Source organism: Rhizobium sp. 62_C5_N11_2 (assembly GCF_051811185.1).
GTDB lineage: Bacteria > Pseudomonadota > Alphaproteobacteria > Rhizobiales > Rhizobiaceae > Rhizobium > Rhizobium leguminosarum.
Window position 1 is genome coordinate 1,157,715 of record NZ_JBPWPW010000001.1, and the last position, 20,498, is coordinate 1,178,212.

The window sequence follows — 20,498 nt, forward strand, 5'->3', positions numbered from 1 at the left end:
GCAGGTGCGGCCAGCCGAAGGAGGGGGCTAAAGCAGGCATGGCGAACGGTAAGAGACGAATCGCAAGGACGAAAAGCCTTGCGGCACTGGCGGCAGTGTTTTCGGCCTGTGTGTGTTTAGGGCCCGGATTTGCCGGCTGCGCCAACGCACAGGAAAAGTCGGTCACGCTCGGCAAATCGGTCCAGCGTGTGACGTTGCCTCCGAACGCGACGCTGACGCTCAATACCGGCCAGCCCTTCGGCGATCTGGTTATCGGCAGCGCCGATATGATCGACGTGGTGCCGCTCTCCGACCGGTCGCTGTTCATTCGCGGCAAGCAGATCGGCGCCACCGATATCTCGGTCTATGGCGACGACAAGTCGCTTCTCGGTGTCATCGACATCCGCGTTGCCAGCGATTTCACCGAAGTCGCCGCCGCCATTCGCTCTGCCGCGCCCTCGGCCCGGGTTACCGTGGTCAACTCCAACAATCGCATTCGCCTGACAGGCATGGTCCGTGACGGCGTTGAATTGCAGCGGGTGATGGAAGTCGCCCAGTCCTATTCCGACCAACCGGTGCTGAACCAGTTGCGCGTCAGCGACAGCCAGCAGGTGATGCTGGAGGTCCGTATCATTGAAGCCTCACGCACGACGGGTCGTGACCTCGGGATCGGTTGGTCCGGGCACGGCAACAACGGCATCGGCAAGGCAACGACCAGCCAGGGTATCACCGTGAATGATGACGGCAGCCTGGCCCGTAGCCTCCTTGACCCCAAGGGTGCGGCAACGGGTATGCTGCCCTTCGGCCAGTTGATCGCCAAGGTGCTGGAAATCTCCGGCGGCCGCATCGACGTGGTCATCAATGCGCTCGAGCAGAAGGGATTGGTGCGTCGTCTGGCTCAGCCGAACCTTATCGCCATGAGCGGCTCGACCGCCAGCTTCCATGCCGGCGGTGAAGTGCCGATCCTGAAGACGACGAACAACGGCACGACAGTCGCCACCGAGACGGACTATCGCCCCTTTGGTGTGCGGCTGACCTTCAAGCCGGTGGTGCTTGACGACGGCGTCATCAATCTGGAGATCGAGCCTGAGGTTTCCGAGCTTGATCCGTCGATCAGCGTCAACGGCAATCCGGGTTTCATCTCACGCGCTGCCAGCACGACGGTAGCGCTTCGTGACGGCCAGAGCTTTGCCATGGCGGGCCTGCTGCAGTCGATCAATGCCAAAGATATCCAGCAACTGCCGGGCCTCGGGAAGATACCGATCCTCGGCGCACTGTTCCGTTCGACGAGTTTCCAGAAGAAGGAATCCGACCTCGTTATCGTCGTCACCCCGCACATTGTGCGACCGGCCCGCCCGGGTGAGGACCTCTACAGTCCGCTCGATCAGACGCGCTCGTCCAATGACGTCGAACTTTTCGCGCTCGGTGTCTTGGAAGTCGACAAGGACATGCTCCGACGCTTTCGCAATGGCGTCGGCGTGACTGGGCCCTATGGCCATCGTCTCGACCTGAACCAGGGAGGCCAAGTTGTTGTTACAAAACGCTAAGCGCGTCCTTTTCGTCCTTGCAGCCGTCGGCCTTGCTTCCGGTTGCGCCGACTACATGAACCATCGCGACTCGATCACCTTCGGGCTCGGGAATGCTGTGGAAGCAAACAAGGCCATCCATATCGAGGACCCGTTCCCGCCGGAAGCCCAGCGAACCCGAATCGCAAGCGACGGCAAGGTGATCCGCAGGGTGGTCACGCAGTACCAGAACGGCGGGATGGGCGTTGTTCCGCCGTCGCCGGCCATGGGGGCTAATGGGGCGTCCAGTGTGGCCACCGTTAGCCAATAGCTGGCGAAAGGCATGAACGGCGGTAGCGCGCCGGAAGGGAAAATGCACGAAACAGGGTCGTCACGGCGATAGCGCCGTGATGGGGGTATGCCAATGCTGAGCAGGGTTGTCAGACGGTTCTGGAACGATCATCGTGGCTATGTTATCGCCTTGACGCTCATCGCCATGCCTATGCTTCTCGGCTTTTCGCTGCTGATCATCGACGTCGGCCGCAGCAGCAACCTGCATACCGATCTCCAGAACGCGGTCGATGCGATGGCGTTGGCCGGAGCTCGCGAACTCGATGGCCGCGATGATGCCATTTCGAGGGCGCAGACGTCGATCGAGAAAATCGCCAATAGCGCGGCTTTTTCCGGGGGCGGGGCCGGCATGTCGCTTGGCTCGCATATTACCGTGGCCTACCACGCCGGCAACGATGCCGGAAGCACTGTCACCGTGCTTTTTCTGAAGAGCATCCCGGCCAACGACGACACGCCCATCCCGTCTTCGATGCAAACGACCACGGCCAGCGAAGCGTCCTACGCCTGGGTCATCGCCAAGCCGCAGGCGATGCAGACGATCTTTCCGATCCCCGTTGGCTTCACCCGCAATACGATCAACATCGCTGCCGATGCTGTGGCCGTATACCATGCCAGCGCCTGTGACATCACGCCGCTCTTCATCTGCAATCCCTACGAGCCGGCCGGCAATACGAGCCCGGCCGCCAACGAACAGGCGGCGGCGGATCTCCACACCAACTTCGCGGCCGGCAATCTCTACGGCCGGCAGATCGAAATGAACAGCACGTCTTCGTCCAATCCCGGGCCTGGTAATTTCGGGTTCCTGCGGACACCGCTGGGCAATGGCGCAAACGTGCTGGCGGAGGCTCTCGCCACCGGCAATCCGGGAGCCTGCTATACGCAGGACAGCCTGGATACCAAGACGGGTGCCGTCGCCGGGCCTGTGGAGGCTGGCGTCAATACGCGCTTCGGCATTTATGAGGGGTCGTTCAAGGGCTCGCGCAATGACGGCCGCTATCGCCCGGCCCAGAACGTGCGCTCCGCACAAAAGCAAACGGGACAGAACGGCTGCAAGGATTACGACCCGGCAATGGTCGGCAGCGCGGTCGGTGATGTCACCAAGGCGGTGCCGTTGGGCTACGGTTCAGCCATGAGCACGCTTGGCGGCGGCAAGATCAGCAGCAGCAACAATTGGAACTACGCAAACTACTGGAGCGTCGCACAGGGCGGGACGCCGCCGTCGGTCAGCGCCATTCTCAGCAATCATTCCAGCTATCCGCCGACAGCCACCGGAACACCGAGCCGGCCCTCCGCCTACGATGTCTATCGTTACGAACTCAACACCCCGGCGCTACTCAACCATGCCTCGGCGAACGGCGAGGTCGGCAATCCGACGACAGGCGGCGGCCAGTGCTATTCGGGACCTTCCCTTTCGAACTACACGGCGGACGAGTATGGCGATCGTCGTGAGATCTTCGCCGCGATCGTCAATTGCGGCTACGAAGCATCGATCGGCCATCTGAACGGTCAGAAGCAGACGCAGGCGGTTGCCTTCGCCCGCATGTTCATGACCAAACCGGCGATCAAGGCCGGCAGCGAACGCTATCTGTCGCTCGAAGTGATCGACATCAGCGGCAAGGGTGGACGGGGCACACTCGAAGATTTCCTCCGGGAAGAAGCGGAGCTGGTCAGATGATGGCGCTCCGCAACTTTATCAGGCATCGGCTTTGCCCCGGCTTCTGGCGGCGGGAGGAAGGCGCGGTGCTTGCCGAAGCGCTGCTCGCCATCCCCTTTGTGACGCTCTTTGCGGCGGGGATACTGGAGTTTGGCAGCATCTTCTGGGAGCGTATGCAGATCGACGCAGGCTTGCGCGATGCGGGGCGCTACCTCTCGCGATGCCGGCCGGTGTCGGGAACCTATGTGCCGACATGCAATCAGGCGACTGCGAAGACGATCGCCTTTTACGGAACGCAAACACCTGCGGCAAACGCTAAACCCCGTGTCCCCGGCTGGAAGGACGCTGCCGACATTACCATCACTGCACCCGATGCAGACGGGAACATCACCATCTCAACTGCTCATCTCTACGAGACCTCGCCGGTGTTCGGCTTTCTCGGAATCGACGCCATCACGATCAGCTCATTCCATGAAGAGAGATACATCGGATGGTGACCTCTAGGGCGATCAAGACCTTCTGGCAGGATAGCAGTGGTGCCAGCCTTGTCGAAGCATTGCTGACCTTTCCGATCGTGATGCTGGTATTCGCCGCCTTCATCGAGTTCGGCTATGCCATGTCGCAGTGGAACCAGACCGTCAAGGCACTGCAATATGGTGCCCGTCTGGCGGCCGTATCCGATCCGGTGACGACGAATTTCAATGCCGTTTTCCCGATCGGAGCTGCCGATCCACTCAACAACGGCAAAGCGGCGCCGAACGATGCCACGATATCCTCGACCTGCGGGCCGGCTCTGGCGAACTGCACGGCGGCATTGAACCGGATCGTCCTGGGAAGTGACGGCCTTTGCAACGCGGGAACTGATCCTCACCCCGGCATTTGCGACCTCAATTGGCGCATCACGCCGGATAAGCTGATGGTCACCTACCAGCGATCGGGGCTCGGCTACTGGGGCCGGCCGGACGGGCCCGTGCTGACGATGCGGCTGGAGGTACGCAACATCACCTTCGATCTGCCGATCCTCGGCGGGCTGTTGGGACTTAACGACATCACCATCCCGGCCCATCCGGTGACGATCACGACGGAAGATCTAAAGACGTGCTCAACCTGCTGACTCCTTAAAGTATGCGTAGGAAAGCGAAATGACAGCTCACATGAACATTGCCGCATCCACCAAGATCCTGGTTCTCTCCGACGACGCGGCTGCAGCGAGCTTCATGCTCGATACGTTCGGGTCGCTTTCGCGTTACGATGTCCGCCATCTCTCGCTGAAGGCGCTCGGAGAAAAGGGCCGGTTCGATCCGACGCAGTTCGACCTGATCGTTCTCGACGTCGACAACGGGAAATTGCTGCACCAGCCGGAGCTCTTCGCGTTTCGCACCACCTATCGGGACATTCCGCTCGTCGTCGTTTCCGAAGAGCTGCCGGACGACATGCTGCGGCTGCTCTTCCGCCTGAACGGCAATGACTGGCTGAAGAAGCCGCTCGAGCGCCGCGCACTGATCGACATGATTTCGACCCATGCGCCAGGCACTGGGGCCAGCGACAGCCGGGTGCATGCCGTGGTCTCAGCCGTCGGTGGCGCGGGCGCCAGCATGATCGCTTCGTCGCTTGCGCATGCGCTGGCCCAGCCGACCAAGAACTCGACGCCGCGGGTTGACTTGTTCGACACGGATTTTTGCTCCGGGATGCTTGGCTATTATCTCAACCTCGTCAACGACTACGACTTGAAACCAGTCATCGCCAATCCTTCCCGGGTCGATCTGGAATTCATCGATCTGGTTCGAAAGCGTCATTCGGGCGGCTTTTCACTGCTGTCCTTCAAGCAGCCAGCAGTCCTTCTGGCACCCAAGGGCCGGGAACTCGTGCTGCGTATGCTCGACGTGGCCGCCTTCGAGAGCGACCACACGATCATCGACATTCCCTATTATGACACGCCGTGGAAATACGAGGTGCTCAGCTCGGTCAACAGCATCTGCATCGTCACCGAAATGACGGTCCCTGCGCTTTCTCAAGCCAAGGATTTGTTTGCCAATCTGGTACGGCTGCGCGGCAGCTCGGATCAGATATTCATCGTCATCAACAAATACCGCAGCAAGCTTTTCGGCCTCGGCCTGCGCCGACAACAAACGGAGAAGATCTTCAAGGAGATTCCGACGCATGTCATTGCGGATGACTGGGATACTCTGAGCGAGGCAGTCAACCGCGGCGTGCTGCCATCTCAAGTGAATTCCCGGGCGCGCTTCTGCGGCGCGGTCGGCAAACTTGGAGCACTGGTGCGATGAAGGCGATCGACAGTGGGCGCATAAGGTCCCGCGCCGCCGATGTCGGTCTTGCGGTTTTGGCAATTCTGGCCGCTGTCGGGAACGCTGCGGCAGGCGGGCTTGTGCCGCGGAGCCTTGGGCCGACGACAAGCGCCGTGGTGACGATCGAAAAAAGCTATGCGGCTGGGACAATCGTCATCGTCAGCGGCAATCGTACGCTGGATCTCGTCATCTCCGAAGGACGCGCGATCCGTTACAAAATCGGCGTCGGACGAGACGGATTTCGCTGGAGCGGTACCGTCAAGGTTGGACGCAAGGCAGAGTGGCCTGACTGGCGCCCGCCTGCCGAGATGAAGGCGCGCGCAGCCGGACTTCCGGACCTGGTACCGGCCGGACCGCTTAATCCCTTGGGTGCCCGCGGGATCTATCTCTACAAGGGCGGGACCGACACGCTCTATCGCATTCATGGAACGAACGAGCAGTCGACGGTCGGCGGTTTCGCGTCATCGGGCTGTTTTCGCATGAGCAATGCCGACGTCATCGATCTCTATGAGAGGGTGAAAGTCGGTTCCACGGTGATTGTAAAATAAGAGTTCAGGGGCGGGAAACATGGCGAACGGTATCATCGGGCGTTTCTACAAGCAGCGGGAACCGGAAAGCCGGGAACATCCGGAGGCGGCCGAACTGTCTTTGGTCGGCGCAGTTGAGAACATGCCTGCCCAACCGGCCTCCGACAGCGCCACGGCGAGTGGCGAAGAGGCTTCGTTCGGGCCGGACATGGTTTCCGAGCGGGTCAATCTGCACCGCTACCTGCTCGATCGCATCAACCTCGGGATCCTCGACACACTCGACAACGAGGAGATCGCCACCGAGATCCGGCCGTTGGTCAAGGACTATATTCGGAACAACAACTTTCCGCTGAATGCCAAGGAAATCAATGATCTGATCCGCGATATCACCGACGAGATGCTTGGGCTGGGACCGATCGAGCCGCTGCTGGCCGATGACACGATCGCAGATATTCTCATCAACGGCTACAACAGCGTCTATGTCGAGCGGAGCGGCAAGCTCGAGAGCACCGCCGTGCGGTTCAAAGACGAGGACCACCTGCTTCGGGTGATCAACAAGATCGTCTCGGCGGTTGGCCGCCGTGTCGACGAGTCAACGCCGATGGTTGACGCCCGCCTCAAGGATGGCTCGCGTGTCAACGTCGCCATCAGGCCGATCTCGGTCGACGGACCGCTCGTTTCCATTCGCAAATTCACGCGCAAGCCGCTGACAATGGAGCGCCTCGTGCAATATGGGGCTATGGCCGATGCGATGCGCGTCCTTCTCAGCGCCGCGGTCAAGGGCAAGGTGTCCATGGTCATTTCAGGCGGCACCGGTTCTGGCAAGACCACCTTGCTGAACGCTCTCTCGTCGCAGATTTCTCCAAGGGAGCGCCTGATCACCATCGAGGATGCAGCCGAGCTTCAACTGCAGCAGCCGCATGTCGGGCGTCTGGAAACCCGGCCGCCAACGCTCGACGGGCGCAACGAAATCCGTCAACGCGAACTTTTGAAAAACGCCCTGCGCATGCGTCCCGACCGCATCATCGTCGGCGAAGTACGCGGCGACGAGGCGTTCGACATGCTGCAGGCGATGAATACCGGTCACGAGGGGTCGATGACGACCATTCACGCCAACACGCCGCGCGACGCCGTCGGCCGGCTTGAGCAGATGGTCGGCATGGCAGGGATGCCGATGTCGCAGTTGAGCATTCGCTCGCAGATCTCGTCCGCCATCACCATGATCGTGCAGGTCCAGCGCCTGAGCGACGGCAGCCGCAAGATCGTCTCGATTTCCGAGATCACCGGCATGGAAGGCGAAGTCGTGCAGATGCAGGAGATTATGAAATTCAAGAAAATCGGCACCGATGAAGGTGGGCGGATCCATGGAGAATTCCGCGCCACCGGCATCCGGCCGCGGTTCGTCGAGGAATTTGCCGAACTCGGGATCGAGATCCCTGTGGCGATTTTTGATCCCGGCAAACCGCTGCAAACGGGACCTGTCCAATGACCCTGACTCTCCTTTACGCCGCCGTTTTCACCGCCGCCCTTGTCGCTGTCGAAGCGATCATGCGCAGCTACTTCAAGAGCTCCGAACGACACCGCGCCGTGAACCATCGGCTGAGCTTGCTCGAGGTCAGCGATGATCATCGCAAGACCTATAGCGATATGCTGAAGGAGCGCGGTGCCGGCGGCGGTTGGCGGCAAACCCCCATCACGCAGCGGCTGCTGCAGTTCTACGCCCAGTCGGGAATCAAGTTCGATGCCAGGCGATTTGCTCTCTTCGCGATCGCGGGCGCCCTTTTGACGTGGCTGGCCGTGGGGTTCCTCGTGCCCAGCACTCTGTTCAGGATCCCCGTCTTTCTCCTGATCTGTCTCCTCATCCCGGCGCTCGTCGTCTGGCGCGCCCGGGCGCGCCGCATGCGGAAGTTCGAACTGAAGCTTCCTGAAGCGCTCGATGTCGCCAATCGCAGCTTGGCCGCCGGCCACCCGCTGCCGGCGGCGATTTCTTTGGTGGCACGTGAGATGCCCGATCCGATCGGCACCGAGTTCGGCCTCCTCTCGGATGAGCTCACCTACGGCGTGACGCTGGACGATGCCCTTGTCAACTTGGCGAACCGGGTCGGCGTCGAGGATCTCAACCTGCTTGCGATATCGCTGAGCGTGCAGGCCGGAACCGGCGGAAACCTCGTGGAGATCCTGCAGAACCTTTCGAAGACGCTGCGCGACCGGTATATGCTGAAGGCAAAGGTCAAGGCGATTTCCTCGGAAGGACGCATCACGGCGATCTTCATGTCGGGCTATCCGTTCCTGCTTTACGCGATGATCAAGGCGTTGTCGCCGACCTACTTCGATCCCGTCTGGGATAGCGGCCACGGAACCATGGTGGTGAGCGTGCTGCTGGCCGTCATGGCGATCGGGAACGTCATTCTCTACAAGATGGTCAACTTCGAGTACTGAGGCTGTTATGTCGAGTGAGTATGGAATTTACCTCATCGTCTTCTTTGCAGTGCTGATCTTTTTTACAGCGGCATCGGAATTGTTTTTTCGGCAGCGTGAGGTTTCGGTTCGGGTGTCGAAGAGCTCGGCGGCATCAGGCGAGGAATTCCACCTTGGCGATACGACGATCGCCGATCTCGGTGAGGCGGAAAACCGCCTGATCCGTCGCTATTTCGAGATTACCCGACGTGACACGAATGTGAACTCCACCCAGAACCGGCTGATCCGGGCGGGGTATTTCGCTGCCGGCGCCGTGACTGCCTTCCAGGTGGTTCGCGCGATGGTCTGTATCAGCGTGCTGGTCGCGGCGGTCTGGGCCTTAAACCGGTTCGCGCCTGATATGTCGCAGATAGTGACGCTGATCCTTGCCATGTTTGCTGCGGGCATGACCTTCATTCTGGTCAACATCTATATCGACCGGCGTGGTGCCGCCAAGGAGAGGGAGTACCGCCGCCTCTTTCCCGATTTCATGGATATGCTGATCGTCTGCCTCGATGCGGGGATGAGCATCGAGGCGTCGGCGAACCGTGTTGCCCGGGAATTCGTTGCCAAGCAGCAGGACTTCGGCCTGCATCTCTCGATCATGATGCTGGAAGTGCGGGGCGGCCGGCGATTGCGCGAGGCGCTCGCCAACCTCGCCATCCGCCTGAGGATTGACGAAGCCCGGGCCCTGTCCGTTCTGTTCCGCCAATCGGAAGAGCTCGGGACCAGCGTAACGCAGACGCTGCGGGTCTACTGCAAGGAAATGCGCGACCTCCGGATTATTCGCGCGGAGGAAAAGGCAAACGCCCTGCCGGTCAAGATGCTGCTGCCGCTCGGCGCGTTTCTTTTTCCGGTAAGCCTCATCATCGTTCTCGTTCCCATTGTTATCCGTGTCATCAGTCTTCTCATCGGCATGAAACCCGGCGGTTGAGCCAAGCGAGGTCGTATGCAGTATTCGCTCGAACAGAATCGTAAGGATGCCATCATTTCCCTCGATCCGCGCATGCCGATGGCACCGGCAAGCATCGAACAGGCCGGACTGGATCCGTCGTTCCTGCTTCGGCTGGCGTCAAAATGCGCGGCCGAGCAGGACACCACCACGGCATCCCATCTCGCTGACCGAATGAAATTGCCGAAAGTGATCGTCAATATCCTGATCAAGGAGCTCGTGAAACTCGCCTATCTCGAGGCGCGCGGCTTGGCTGGTGAGGATGTGAGATCCGATATTCGATATGCGCTTTCCATGAAGGGGTTCGAATATGCCCACGCGGCGTCGCGTCAATGCCAATATGTCGGCCCGGCGCCGGTGTCGCTGGACGCGTTCTGCCGGCAAGTCGTTTTGCAGTCCATCCATCACGAGCGCGTGACCCCGGAGCGGCTGAACGACAGCCTTGACGGGCTGGTGCTCTCGGATGCCTTGGTCGAAAAGCTCGGCCCGGCCATCAACTCCGGTCGCTCTATCCTGCTTTACGGCCCACCCGGCAACGGAAAGACGAGCATCGCCGAGCGGACGTCGCAACTGTTTCGCCAAACGATCTGGGTGCCCTATGCCATCGAGGTCGGCGGCCATGTCATCAGTTTCTATGACGAAGCAGTGCATCACCCCGTATCGGAGGCTGACACGGAATCCCATCCGAAAGCGGATCAACGATGGATCGAATGCCGCCGTCCGGTGATCAAGACGGGCGGGGAATTGACCCTCGATCAGCTCGACCTCACTTTCAACGAAGGACCGAATGTCTATGAAGCGCCCATACACTTGAAGGCATCAGGCGGCGTTTTCATCATCGACGACTTCGGGCGTCAACAAGTGGCGCCGCAGGCGCTCATCAATCGGTGGATTGTGCCGCTCGAGCGTGGATATGACTTCCTGACGCTGCACACCGGCAAGAAGTTCAGGGTTCCCTTTGACGAATTGGTGGTGTTTTCGACGAATATCGCACCGAAGGACCTTTCCGACGAGGCGGGCTTGCGGCGACTCAAGTATAAGATCTTTGTGAACACGCCGTCGCGCGACGAATATATCAGAATTTTCAAATCCTATGCCAGCAGCACCGGATTGGCTGTGTGTGATCCAGACCTGAACCTGTTCTACGATCGCAAGTACAAAGGCGATGTGCTGGCGTCTTGCTACCATCCGAAATATCTTCTGGATTTCGTCGGTTCTTATTGCGAGTTCAACGGCATAGCCGGAAACGCTTCGCTCGATATGCTCGAACGGGCGTGGGAAGGCGTGTTTACATCGGAGTGATTGCGGGCTTGTCACTGACACGGCGTGTTCCTGGACAATGTGTCCAACGCAGATTTGATGACTTACGGGGAGTAAACGAATGACTAGCATTCCGGGCATTGAGGTCGAAGCAGACCGCGCAAAACCAAGCAATTTGCGAGTGATAGAGCAGCGGGGCTCGAAAAGCTCGCTACTCGTCGGTTTGCTGCTGATGCTCTTGCCTGTGAATGCTGGCGTTCTCATCTATACCGCCAAAAACTCAGCCGATGTTCGCGAGAGCCGCGAGACCATCGCCGCGCTTAAGAGGTCCATCGATGGTCTGAGGGGACAAATGGAAAAGCAGTCGGGCAACATCGCGGATAATGCCAAGGCTGACGAAGTCGCACTTATCCGCCAGGGGATGGATGAGCTGCAAAAGACTATGATGAACGAACGGCGAAACGACACAAGTGGTCTTCGGATGGGTTCAGCTTTGGTCCTTAGCGCACCCGGCAAGGAGCCAGCACAATTTTTCGCACCCCGTGCCGTGCCGGCGGAAGCTCAAGCTTCGGATAGCAGCCTTGCGTCCCTCGAAGCCGGGGGCATTGCCGTCAGTGACCTGCCGCGTTACGAGCGCACACTCTCGCCGGAAGGCCAGCTCATCCTTCGGAAGGCCCGGTAAACCCCGCGTTCGCCGAAATCTCCAAAGCAATCGGTGGATGCTGCCAGGGGGCGCCGATGCTCGCAATGCGCAAGGGCAATCTCATCTCGACCCAGATTGTCGATCGCTGCAGGGCCTATCACCGCTGAGCGTAATTTACGCTGTTCTTCATCAATTCGAGATTACGGGCAGTGACTTCGTTTCCGGGATCAAGCTCATAGGCTTTCAGGAAATACCGCCTGGCCGTGCGCAAGTCACCGCGCAACAGGTGAGAATATCCGATATTGTTGTAGTAGACCGGGGTGTTGCCGATCATTCGCGAGAGTTGCTGGTAGGCGCGGTCGGACGTGTCGAAGCGGGCAACCATGTCGGCGGAGGCCGCCAAGCCTAACCAAGCAGCCGGATCCTGCGGAAAAACGTCAACCGCTCGCTTGTAAATGGCATAAGATTTTCCGTAGTTCTTTTCCTGAAACTGCAATTTGCCGGTGGTTATCAACTCGTCGTTCTTATAGAAGGCGACGGCTGAGTCATCCTCAAGGGTCTTTGCACTATCGCCATAAGCAGCCAGGCCATCAGCGCCGGATGACTGGCAACCAGCTAAAATCGCTCCAGTCGCTATCAAAAGCGCAATGCATTTAGTCCCAGCTCTGATCTGCAATATTGGCAATTTGATCCCCATCAGACACTCTTACCTAAGACTCGGATGCGCTCACCGGCGATCATCGTAAAAAAAAGCTAACAACTCAAGAATTTAAGCACATACTCACAAAAAAGCGACAGAGGCGATCTTCGCCGGAACGCGACAGCGTGATAAAAATGCCTGCTATCCAAGGTAGGCATCATCTTCCCCCCGGTGACTCCCTGAGTGGAAATCAATCAACGTCGCCTATCCCCCTCCTCAGGTCAAAGGATGGAACGCCGCATGCGGATCGCTATTTTCACGCTGATGCGACTCGGGCCATCGCTGACTTACGCGACAGCATCGATCTTCGTTCTCAGCATACCGCTCCTGGAAAGCCACGCCTCAAGTGCCTTCGCCTGGTGGCTTTATATGACGATACTTCCGGTCATGCGCGAGCCGATCTATCTGCTTTTGGCGATACCCGGCGTTGGAATTTGGAGCGCCACGGTCCTGTTGATGCTGGCATCGATTTTCGGGATTCGAGTGGCCATGCAGCCGCAAAGACACCGCCGGTCAGGATTCATCCATGCCCATATCGCGCTGATCGCGACCGGTCTAACCATGGTGCGGGGAGCCGTTGCGCAAGCCGGCCTTTCCGACTTTGCGCTGCCTCAATTTCAACGGGGCGACTGGTCGTTCCTGCCGCTATCCCAACCGCTTGGGACCTTCCTTTTCATATCCGTGTTTTTGGCCTGCATCTGCAGCCATTTAACAGTCATCAAGCGTGCAATATCGGCGTGATAGAAAAGGGTTGAACCGCCCCGCCGGAGGCGCGGCAAGACGCACCTCGAGTTGCGGCAGCGCAGGCAGGACCGGCTCGAGCCAAGGCGCAGGAGAAGCCGAAGCTTGGCGCAGCCGCCTTGAAGATTTTCGGTTTCGCCCGGGTCGCCGCCTTCGGCCTTGCTGTCCATCCTGTCGCTCGCCATGACCTTGAAAATCCTCCGGGACAAGGCCAAGCTCCCATCCCATCGACATCAGCCTTTCAATCCGCGAGGGTCTTTACCACCATGCCAGATACCTACCCACCCTCGAACCTGGCCGCGATCGACGCCGCGCACCACCTGCATCCCTTCGCCGACATGAAAAAGCTGAATGCCGAAGGAACGCGCATTATCCAGCGCGGCGAGGGCGTCCACATCTTCGACAATCACGGCAAAAAATATCTCGACGGTTTCGCCGGCCTCTGGTGCGTCAATATCGGCTATGGCCGCCGGGAGATCACCGACGCCGTGGCCAGGCAGATGAACGAGCTGCCCTATTACAACACCTTCTTCGGCACGACTTCGACGCCGACGACGCTGCTGGCACAGAAGGTCACCTCGCATGCCGGCGAGCGTTTCAACCATGTCTTCTTCACCGGCTCCGGCTCGGAGGCGAACGACACCTGGTTTCGCATGGCGCGTGTCTATTGGAGCGCCGTCGGCAAGCCGTCGAAGAAGATCATGATATCGAGGAAGAACGGTTATCACGGTTCGACCGTCGCCGGCGCCAGCCTCGGCGGCATGAAATACATGCACGAGCAGGGCGATCTGCCGATACCTGGTATCGTCCATATCGGCCAGCCCTACTGGTACGGCGAGGGGGGCGATCTCACGCCCGCCGAATTCGGTCTCAAGGTCGCCCGCGAGCTCGAAGCGAAGATCGATGAGCTGGGCGAGGAGAATGTCGCAGCCTTCGTCGCCGAGCCGGTGCAGGGGGCGGCCGGCGTCATCATCCCGCCCGAGACCTACTGGCCGGAGATCGACCGCATCTGCAAGGCGCGCAATATCCTGCTGGTGACCGACGAGGTCATCTGCGGTTTCGGCCGGCTGGGCGCCTGGTTCGGCCACCAGCATTTCGGCGTCGAGCCCGATCTGGCGCCGATCGCCAAGGGGCTTTCCTCCGGTTACCTGCCGATCGGCGGCGTGCTCGTCAGCGACCGCATCGCCGATGTGCTGATCAACGAGGTCGGCGAATTCAATCACGGCTTCACCTATTCCGGCCACCCGGTCTGCGCCGCCGCCGCACTCGAGAACCTGCGCATCATCGAAGAGGAAAGACTGGTCGAACGGGTGCGCGATGATATCGGACCCTATTTCGGCAAGGCCTGGGCAGCGCTCGCTGAACATGATCTCGTCGGTGAGGCCGACAGCATCGGCCTGATGGGCGGCCTGCAGCTTGCCGCCGAGAAGAGCACGCGCACCCGTTATGCCAAGCCCGATCAGGTCGGTGCGCTGGTGCGCAACCACGCGCTGGCGAACGGCCTCGTGCTGCGCGCCACCGGCGACCGCATGCTCGCCTCGCCGCCGCTCGTCATCAGCCACGCAGAGGTGGACGAGATGGCGAGGATCACCCGATTGGCGCTGGATTTGGCCTGGAAGGAGCTGAAATCCTGATTCGCTCAGCCCGGCTGATTGACCCAGGCATAGCCGAAACGGTAGCTGTCGCCGCCGCGCCGATAGAAATAGGGCACGTCGATCACCGACGCCTGCGGTACGGACGCGCCGAGATTGGCCTGCAGCCATTCAGCCATATCAGGCGGAAGCGCTTCGCTTCCCCCCTTCTGCGGGAGGAGCCACACGAGGAGAAGCGGTCGCCGACCCGCAAGATCCGGGTGGAAGCCGGGATAATCGACGGAGAGGACCGGCACACCGGGAATATCTTGCCTGACATTGCCGGCAAGCAAGCTGTCGCCGGCAAGGACCGCCGCCGGTTCGGCCTGTCTGCGCAAGATTTCCAGCATGCCGGCATAAGGCCTGTTCAGCCGCTCGTAATGACCGGTGAAGCGTGCAGTCGCGACGCTTCCGTAAAGGGCCGCCGGCACACCGATCATGATGACGGTGACGATGGCCATAAAACGCCGGAACGCCCTGTCTGTCGCGACGCCTGCCGCCTCGATCTTCAGGCAGAAATAGAGCGGCAGGATGAAGAGCATCGGCACCAGCCAGCGATCCTTGATGCCGGCCGCGCCGCCGAAGACGATCAGAAGCAGAATGCCGGCCAAGAAGACGAGCATCATCCGCTCGAGCAGCCGCGTCCATTCCGAACCGGAGCCGAGTGTCGGACGAAGGCTCCTGCCGAAGACGAGCGCGAATACCGCCGCGGTCAATCCGGCAAAGCTGATGATGGCGAGAGCCAGTGAACTGACGCCCATGGCCACCTGGGTGAGATAGCTCGCATGGCCGCTCGCGGTCATCTTCTCCAGGGTGCGTGCGGTGGCGAAATCGAGATTGTCCTTCAGCCAGAAGAGATGCGGCAGGATGATGACGAGCGCCACCGCCGCCGTCAGCATCAGTCGCCAGTCGAAGATCCGCGGCCGCAGGCGCGCATCCGAAAGCGCGGCAATCAGGGCTGCCGCCGGCAAGATCGCGAAATTATATTTAGCGAGCAGGCCGAAACCGATGCCGATGCCGGCGATGAGATAGGAGGCGAGGCTCGGCTGCTTCAGGCTGCGGATGAAGCCGTAGAAGAAGATGCTGGCCGAGAAGAACACGGCGACCGTATGCGTCAGGTCGCGCTGCATCTCGAAAGCCATCTGCGGGATCGTCAGCAGCCCGAGCGTGGTGATCGCCACCAGCGCCTTGTCGCGCAGGATAAGCCGCGCGGTCAGGCCGTAGAGCACGTAGGAGCTGAACAGCAGTAGGTTCTTCACCACCGAAAGGGCGGTTAGCGAGACACCGGCGAACTGGAAGACGGTGTATTGCAGCCAGTTGTAGAAGGGCGGCTGCGGGCCGTAGCCGGCGGCAAGCCATTGCGAGCGGAAGACCTGTTCGGCCTCGTCGAGATCGAGAGAATGCGAGGTTGCGAGCCGCACGCCGACCTGAAGCACGAAATAGGCCGCCAGCAGGGCAAAGATCCAACTGATGTCGCGACGGTTGCTCTCGGTCATTCTATTTGCTTTCCGGCCGAACCCAGGCGTAACCGAGCGCGAAATTGTCGCCCTGGCGGCCGAAATAATAGGGAAGCGACAGCGAGCCGATCTCCTGCAGCGCGATGCCGGCCGCCGTCAGCGCTGATGAAAACCGCTCCGGCATGATCGCATCGGCAGCCGTCGCCGTTTTCTTGCCGCGCCAGACGATGAGCACCGGCCCCTTGGCCTCGGCATAGGCCGGAATGCCCGGTGCCGGAAAATCCGGGATCACCACCGGCACATCGGGAAATTGCAGCCGCATGTTTCCGCCGATATAGGGGTCGGAAGCGATCACAAGTGCGGGTTGCGCCTGTCGCGTCATTTCGCGCGAAAAGCCCGCCATCGGCACATTCGGCCGGCTGTAGGTGCCGATCAGCCCGGCGCCGACGACACGGAAACCGAGGGCGATCAGCACGCAGGCCATCAGCACCGGCAGCACCGGCCGGAAGCGGCGCAGCCCGGCGGAAAGGTCGAGCCCGGCCGCCTGCATCTTCGCCAGGAAATAGATCGGCAGCACCAGCAGGAACGGGTCGAGCCAGCGCTCGCGAACCGTGGTGGAGCCGGTGAAAAGCACGATGAGAGCAATGCCGGCGAGACTTGCGAGCATCATCCGCTCCATCATCCCCGTCCAGCGGTTGCCCGCCGAAAGCGCCCGGACAAAATCCCGGCGAAAGGTGGCGGCGAAGATCAGCACCGGCAGCGCCGCAAAGGCGATGATGGCGACGAGAAAGGCGACAAGGCCTTTGCCGATCCGCACGGCGCCGGCCGGTTCGCTGCCGGCGGCCATCTTGACCAGAGTGTCGGAGGAGGCGAATGCGAGATTGCCCTGCAGCCAGACCGCGTGCGGCAGGACGATGACGAGTGCGACAGTGATCGCCGCCAGCATGCGCCAGTCGAGCGCCCTGCGCCGCCATTCGGCATCGGGCAGGATGGCGATCAAAGCGACGACAGGCATCAGCGCGAAATTATATTTCGAGATCAGCCCGATGCCGGTCGCAAGCCCGAGCAGGAGATAGCTGCCGATATCGGGCCGGTCGAGCGTGCGGAAGAAGCCGTAGAGAAAAAGCGAGCTGGCAAAGAGCAGCGCCGTCGTGTGGGTCAGGTCCTGCTGGGCCATGTAGGAGACCTGGGGCAGGGTGATCAGCGCCAGCATGGCGACGGCGGCAAGCGCCTGATCCTTCAGCGCCCGCCGCCCGGCAAGGCCGTAGAAGAGATAGGATAGGAATAGCAGGATGTTCTTCGGGACAACAAGCGCGCCGATCGACATGCCGGCCACCGAAACGACGGCATATTGCATCCAGTTGTAGAAAGGTGGCTGCGGGCCGTAGCCGGCCAGCAGATATTGCGAGAAGAAGGACTGCTCGGCCTCGTCGAGCTCCAGCGAATGCGGAAGCGCGATGCGCAGCGCGATGTTGAGCACGAAATAGGCTGCAAGCAGCAGGCCTGCGGTTCTGATCGTGCTCGTCACGCGCTCCAGCATCGTGCTGCCGGCTTAGGCTTGGCTTTGATCGTCGAAGATCTGCCGCACGATGTAGTTCGGAGAGGCGTCGTCGCGATAATAGGTGCGCGCAATCATTTCCGCCAGGATGCCGGTGGTGATCATCTGCACCGACGACAGCAGCAGCACGACGCCGACCATCAGCATCGGGCGCGTGCCGATATCGTTGCCCATGATGAACTTGTCGAAGCCGAGATAGAGCAGGATCAGCATGGCGAGCGCGCCGAGACCCAGGCCGAGCGAACCGAAGAAATGCCCCGGCCGCGCCTTGTAGCGCATGAAGAACATCACCGATAGCAGGTCGAGGATGACGCGGAAGGTGCGCGAAATGCCGTATTTCGAAACGCCGTGCTCGCGGGCATGGTGGGTGACGGCCATCTCGCCGATACGCGAGCTCGGCACCACACCGGCGACCCAGGCGGGGATGAAGCGGTGCATCTCGCCCATCAGCTTCACCTGCTTGATGATCGAGGCACGGTAGATTTTCAGGCTGCAGCCGTAATCATGCAGCTTGACGCCGGTGATGCGGCCGATCAGGTAGTTGGCGCACCAGGAGGGGATCTTGCGCAGGAACAGGCCGTCCTTGCGGTTCTTGCGCCAGCCGACCAAGAGGTCGAGTTCACGCCGTTCCAGCTCGGAGACCATCGAAGGAATGTCCTTCGGGTCGTTCTGGAGGTCGCCGTCCATCGTCGCGATCAGGCGGCCCTGGGCCGTGTCGATGCCGGCCTGCATGGCTGCGGTCTGACCGAAGTTGCGCTGCAACTCGACGATCCTCAGCGCTAGCCCCTCGCGCCCGACGTACTTGCGGGCGTTGACGAGCGTCGCATCCGTGCTGCCGTCATCGACGAGGATCAGCTCCCAGCGATGGGGGTAGCTAACCATCGCAGCCACGACACGCTCGATGAGCGGGCCGACGCTTTCCTCTTCGTTGAAAATGGGTACGACCAGCGACAGCTCGAGCGATTGTACCGGGTCATTCGTACCGCGAATGGGCTCTACCGTTGTCTGCAACTTTCATCTCCAAAAGGCCGGACGGCCGAGCAATCTTTAATGCTGCCGCCGCACTTGCGGAAGGCTACTACATGAAGTGTCCGCCGGTTGCCAGCGGGCAATGCCGGTTTCCCGCAATCGGCTGATCTGCCTGGGCGCTATTTCGCGCCGCCTTCCACCCAGGAGTAACCAATGGAGAAGCTGCGTTTGCCGTCACCGAAGAGATAGGGCAGCGTCAGCGTCTTCAACTCTTGCAGATGAATGCCCGATTTGACGAGGTCATTGGCGAAACCGGGGGAAATTGTTGGATCATCTGCGGTCTCGCCGCGCCAGATAACCAGCACCGGCCCCTTCGCGTCCGCATATTCGGGAACCCCTGGACCGGGGAAGAACGGGATCACGACGGGAACATCGGGAAACTCCAGCCGCATGTTGCCGGCCACGAACTTGGTTCCCGCCACGATGAGAACCGGCTTGCGGGTCGCGGTCAATTCAGCCACGTAACCGGAAAAGGGTACGTTCGTTCTTGTATACGTGCCGATGTATTGAATGCCGACGATCCGGAAGAGAAGGATCGACAGGATGACGACCATGAAGACCGGCACCACGGGCCGGAAGCGCGCAAGACCGGCGGAAAGATCGAGACCTGCGGTTTCCAGTTTCAGGAAAAGATAGATCAGAAGGACGAGCAGGCATGGGTCGAGCCAGCGCTCGTGGATATCGCTGGCGCCGGCGAAGAGGACCACGCCGACGAAGGCGAGCAGGCTGATGATCATCATCCGCTCGATCACCCGGATCATCGGGCTGGAAGAGGAGAGCGCGCGAAGGAAGTCGCGCCGGAAAGCGGCCGCGATGAGAACGATCGGCAATGCGACGAAGCCGAGGACGGCGATGATGAGAGACAGCAGTCCTTGCCCGATGCGGGGGAGGCCGGCCGGGGCCAGGTGTTCGGCGGTCATCCGCTCCAGCGTCGGCGCAGACGCGCTGGCGAGATTGTCAGGCAGCCAGAGCGCATGCGGCAGCACGATCAGAATGGCAAGGACGGCCGCCGGCAGCAAACGCCAGTCGATGAGACGGCTGCGCCACTCCCGCTCCGGCAGCACGGCAATGAGGGCGGCAAGTGGCAGGATGGCGAAATTATACTTCGAGATGAGCCCGATGCCGGTGGCGATGCCGATGAGGAGGTAGCTCCCGATCGTCGGCTGGCGCAGCGTGCGGAAAAAACCGAAGAGGAAGAGCGAGGTCGCAAACAGCAGGGCAACCGTATGGGTCAGTTCGCGCTGCGCCATCAGGCCAACCTGCGGCAGGGTAATCAGGCTCAGCATGGCGACGGCTGCGAGCGAACGGCTCTTCAGCACCTCGCGGGCAGCAAGCCCGTAGAAGAGATAGCAGCCGAAGAGAATGATGTTCTTGGGCACCGAGAGCACCCACATCGATATGCCGGTCACCGAAACGATGGCATATTGGATCCAGTTGTAGAAGGGCGGCTGCGGACCGTAGCCGGCAAGCAGATATTGCGAGTAGAAGGACTGCTCCGCCTCGTCGAGATCGAGCGTATGCGGCAAGGCGATGCGAAGCGCGATGTTCAGCAGGAAATAGGCTGCCAGAAAAATGCTTGCGCTGGTAATGCTTCTGGTAATCCGCTTCAACATCGATCTCCACGTCAAGCCGGCAAGGCGCCATCATTTACCGGTCGGCCGCTCGCAACGTCGGTGTGGAGGCGTTTTCACCGCCATCGCCATCACTCGGCCGTTGTGCGCAACCTTCATTTCTCTTAAAAGGCCTGG

19 protein-coding genes are annotated in these 20,498 nt (G+C 60.5%); 14 read left to right on the forward strand and 5 right to left on the reverse strand.

Features of this window, described 5'->3' with window-relative positions; all coding sequences use genetic code 11:
• The first annotated feature begins 38 nt into the window (after positions 1-38).
• From AB8B31_RS05880 to AB8B31_RS05935, 12 genes are all read left to right on the forward strand, one after another.
• The gene (locus tag AB8B31_RS05880) at positions 39-1,526 is read left to right on the forward strand and encodes a type II and III secretion system protein family protein (RefSeq protein ID WP_439007422.1); all 1,488 of its coding nucleotides are present in this window, start codon (positions 39-41) and stop codon (positions 1,524-1,526) included.
• Positions 1,510-1,815, forward strand: a complete 306-nt coding sequence (locus AB8B31_RS05885; RefSeq protein ID WP_131702362.1) for a hypothetical protein — start codon at positions 1,510-1,512, stop codon at positions 1,813-1,815. Before AB8B31_RS05880 ends, AB8B31_RS05885 begins: the two co-directional genes overlap by 17 nt.
• A 93-nt stretch (positions 1,816-1,908) precedes the next feature.
• Entirely contained in the window at positions 1,909-3,510 is a 1,602-nt protein-coding gene (locus AB8B31_RS05890) for a TadE/TadG family type IV pilus assembly protein (RefSeq protein ID WP_047621476.1), read from the forward strand.
• Complete coding sequence (locus AB8B31_RS05895) at positions 3,507-3,986, forward strand: TadE/TadG family type IV pilus assembly protein (RefSeq protein WP_047621477.1); 480 nt, start codon at positions 3,507-3,509, stop codon at positions 3,984-3,986. Before AB8B31_RS05890 ends, AB8B31_RS05895 begins: the two co-directional genes overlap by 4 nt.
• Positions 3,980-4,603, forward strand: coding sequence for a TadE/TadG family type IV pilus assembly protein (locus tag AB8B31_RS05900; protein WP_047621478.1), 624 nt, complete (start codon positions 3,980-3,982; stop codon positions 4,601-4,603). Before AB8B31_RS05895 ends, AB8B31_RS05900 begins: the two co-directional genes overlap by 7 nt.
• A gap of 28 nt (positions 4,604-4,631) precedes the next feature.
• Complete coding sequence (locus tag AB8B31_RS05905) at positions 4,632-5,774, forward strand: pilus assembly protein (RefSeq protein WP_028734309.1); 1,143 nt, start codon at positions 4,632-4,634, stop codon at positions 5,772-5,774.
• Positions 5,771-6,343: a L,D-transpeptidase gene (locus AB8B31_RS05910; protein ID WP_130652093.1), complete on the forward strand. Its 573-nt coding sequence runs from the start codon at positions 5,771-5,773 to the stop codon at positions 6,341-6,343. Before AB8B31_RS05905 ends, AB8B31_RS05910 begins: the two co-directional genes overlap by 4 nt.
• Before the next feature lie 19 nt (positions 6,344-6,362).
• Positions 6,363-7,811, forward strand: a complete 1,449-nt coding sequence (locus AB8B31_RS05915) for a CpaF family protein (RefSeq protein WP_131702288.1) — start codon at positions 6,363-6,365, stop codon at positions 7,809-7,811.
• A complete protein-coding gene (locus tag AB8B31_RS05920) occupies positions 7,808-8,761 on the forward strand; it encodes a type II secretion system F family protein (protein WP_047621482.1) in 954 nt (317 codons plus the stop codon). Before AB8B31_RS05915 ends, AB8B31_RS05920 begins: the two co-directional genes overlap by 4 nt.
• A gap of 7 nt (positions 8,762-8,768) precedes the next feature.
• Positions 8,769-9,713, forward strand: coding sequence for a type II secretion system F family protein (locus AB8B31_RS05925; RefSeq protein WP_047621483.1), 945 nt, complete (start codon positions 8,769-8,771; stop codon positions 9,711-9,713).
• Positions 9,714-9,728: 15 nt separating this feature from the next.
• Complete coding sequence (locus AB8B31_RS05930; protein WP_131702290.1) at positions 9,729-11,033, forward strand: AAA family ATPase; 1,305 nt, start codon at positions 9,729-9,731, stop codon at positions 11,031-11,033.
• 79 nt (positions 11,034-11,112) lie between these two features.
• Positions 11,113-11,673: a hypothetical protein gene (locus AB8B31_RS05935; protein WP_018241353.1), complete on the forward strand. Its 561-nt coding sequence runs from the start codon at positions 11,113-11,115 to the stop codon at positions 11,671-11,673.
• 118 nt (positions 11,674-11,791) lie between these two features.
• Here AB8B31_RS05935 and AB8B31_RS05940 read toward each other — a convergent pair whose 3' ends face one another.
• Positions 11,792-12,313 (reverse strand): tetratricopeptide repeat protein, encoded by a 522-nt coding sequence (locus AB8B31_RS05940; RefSeq protein WP_028734305.1) that lies wholly within the window; start codon positions 12,311-12,313, stop codon positions 11,792-11,794.
• A gap of 261 nt (positions 12,314-12,574) precedes the next feature.
• On the opposite strand from AB8B31_RS05940, the gene AB8B31_RS05945 reads away from it, so the two are divergent.
• Together AB8B31_RS05945 and AB8B31_RS05950 are read left to right on the forward strand one after the other, a co-directional pair.
• A complete protein-coding gene (locus AB8B31_RS05945) occupies positions 12,575-13,075 on the forward strand; it encodes a hypothetical protein (RefSeq protein ID WP_131702363.1) in 501 nt (166 codons plus the stop codon).
• A gap of 266 nt (positions 13,076-13,341) precedes the next feature.
• On the forward strand, positions 13,342-14,709 hold the full coding sequence (locus AB8B31_RS05950) for an aspartate aminotransferase family protein (protein WP_131702291.1): 1,368 nt from the start codon (positions 13,342-13,344) through the stop codon (positions 14,707-14,709).
• Between the two features lie 5 nt (positions 14,710-14,714).
• Here AB8B31_RS05950 and AB8B31_RS05955 read toward each other — a convergent pair whose 3' ends face one another.
• The 4 genes from AB8B31_RS05955 to AB8B31_RS05970 form a co-directional block, all read right to left on the reverse strand.
• Positions 14,715-16,202, reverse strand: coding sequence for an ArnT family glycosyltransferase (locus AB8B31_RS05955; RefSeq protein ID WP_131702292.1), 1,488 nt, complete (start codon positions 16,200-16,202; stop codon positions 14,715-14,717).
• A gap of 1 nt (position 16,203) precedes the next feature.
• Positions 16,204-17,703, reverse strand: a complete 1,500-nt coding sequence (locus AB8B31_RS05960) for a glycosyltransferase family 39 protein (protein ID WP_130759538.1) — start codon at positions 17,701-17,703, stop codon at positions 16,204-16,206.
• Positions 17,704-17,715: 12 nt separating this feature from the next.
• On the reverse strand, positions 17,716-18,732 hold the full coding sequence (locus tag AB8B31_RS05965) for a glycosyltransferase family 2 protein (protein ID WP_018241359.1): 1,017 nt from the start codon (positions 18,730-18,732) through the stop codon (positions 17,716-17,718).
• A 137-nt stretch (positions 18,733-18,869) separates the two neighbouring features.
• On the reverse strand, positions 18,870-20,363 hold the full coding sequence (locus AB8B31_RS05970; RefSeq protein ID WP_028734303.1) for an ArnT family glycosyltransferase: 1,494 nt from the start codon (positions 20,361-20,363) through the stop codon (positions 18,870-18,872).
• Positions 20,364-20,498: the final 135 nt, after the last annotated feature.

Bases quoted from the DNA above. Each gene is read 5' to 3' on its own strand.
- AB8B31_RS05955 (WP_131702292.1), bottom strand. From the start codon at position 16,202: ATGACCGAGAGCAACCGTCGCGACATCAGTTGGATCTTTGCCCTGCTG.
- AB8B31_RS05910 (WP_130652093.1), top strand. From the start codon at position 5,771: ATGAAGGCGATCGACAGTGGGCGCATAAGGTCCCGCGCCGCCGATGTC.
- AB8B31_RS05890 (WP_047621476.1), top strand. From the start codon at position 1,909: ATGCTGAGCAGGGTTGTCAGACGGTTCTGGAACGATCATCGTGGCTAT.
- AB8B31_RS05925 (WP_047621483.1), top strand. From the start codon at position 8,769: ATGTCGAGTGAGTATGGAATTTACCTCATCGTCTTCTTTGCAGTGCTG.
- AB8B31_RS05960 (WP_130759538.1), bottom strand. From the start codon at position 17,703: ATGCTGGAGCGCGTGACGAGCACGATCAGAACCGCAGGCCTGCTGCTT.
- AB8B31_RS05935 (WP_018241353.1), top strand. From the start codon at position 11,113: ATGACTAGCATTCCGGGCATTGAGGTCGAAGCAGACCGCGCAAAACCA.
- AB8B31_RS05900 (WP_047621478.1), top strand. From the start codon at position 3,980: ATGGTGACCTCTAGGGCGATCAAGACCTTCTGGCAGGATAGCAGTGGT.
- AB8B31_RS05945 (WP_131702363.1), top strand. From the start codon at position 12,575: ATGCGGATCGCTATTTTCACGCTGATGCGACTCGGGCCATCGCTGACT.
- AB8B31_RS05950 (WP_131702291.1), top strand. From the start codon at position 13,342: ATGCCAGATACCTACCCACCCTCGAACCTGGCCGCGATCGACGCCGCG.
- AB8B31_RS05895 (WP_047621477.1), top strand. From the start codon at position 3,507: ATGATGGCGCTCCGCAACTTTATCAGGCATCGGCTTTGCCCCGGCTTC.
- AB8B31_RS05915 (WP_131702288.1), top strand. From the start codon at position 6,363: ATGGCGAACGGTATCATCGGGCGTTTCTACAAGCAGCGGGAACCGGAA.
- AB8B31_RS05880 (WP_439007422.1), top strand. From the start codon at position 39: ATGGCGAACGGTAAGAGACGAATCGCAAGGACGAAAAGCCTTGCGGCA.
- AB8B31_RS05920 (WP_047621482.1), top strand. From the start codon at position 7,808: ATGACCCTGACTCTCCTTTACGCCGCCGTTTTCACCGCCGCCCTTGTC.
- AB8B31_RS05970 (WP_028734303.1), bottom strand. From the start codon at position 20,363: ATGTTGAAGCGGATTACCAGAAGCATTACCAGCGCAAGCATTTTTCTG.
- AB8B31_RS05905 (WP_028734309.1), top strand. From the start codon at position 4,632: ATGACAGCTCACATGAACATTGCCGCATCCACCAAGATCCTGGTTCTC.
- AB8B31_RS05930 (WP_131702290.1), top strand. From the start codon at position 9,729: ATGCAGTATTCGCTCGAACAGAATCGTAAGGATGCCATCATTTCCCTC.